This is a genomic window from Achromobacter sp. SIMBA_011 (genome assembly GCF_046535435.1).
In the GTDB taxonomy this organism is placed as follows: domain Bacteria; phylum Pseudomonadota; class Gammaproteobacteria; order Burkholderiales; family Burkholderiaceae_B; genus Achromobacter; species Achromobacter dolens.
The window spans coordinates 1-255 of record NZ_JAWRWN010000815.1 but is presented as its reverse complement, the minus strand read 5'-3'; the positions used below and the strand labels follow the sequence as shown (position 1 = coordinate 255).

Here is a 255-nt window from a genome sequence, read left to right as displayed (position 1 = left end):
CCAGCTGTCCGCCGCGATCCAGCGCGATCTCGACCGCTACCAGTCCGGGCTCGAGGTCACGGCCGTCACGATGCAAAGCGTCGCGGCGCCGGAACAGACGCAGGCCGCGTATGCCGAGGTCGCGAAGGCGCGCGACGAGCGCGAGGCCGCCAAGCGCGCCGCGCAAGCGTATACGAACGACCTGTTGCCGAAGGCGCAGGGCGACGCCGCGAAACTCGTCGACGATGCGAAGGCCTATGCCGACCGTGTCGTGAC

The 255-nt window shown here is 69.8% G+C and carries 1 pseudogene; it reads left to right on the top strand.

The annotated features are described in order from the left end of the window. A pseudogene (locus SB816_RS33260) lies at positions 1 to 255 on the top strand (protease modulator HflK); the annotation flags it as partial.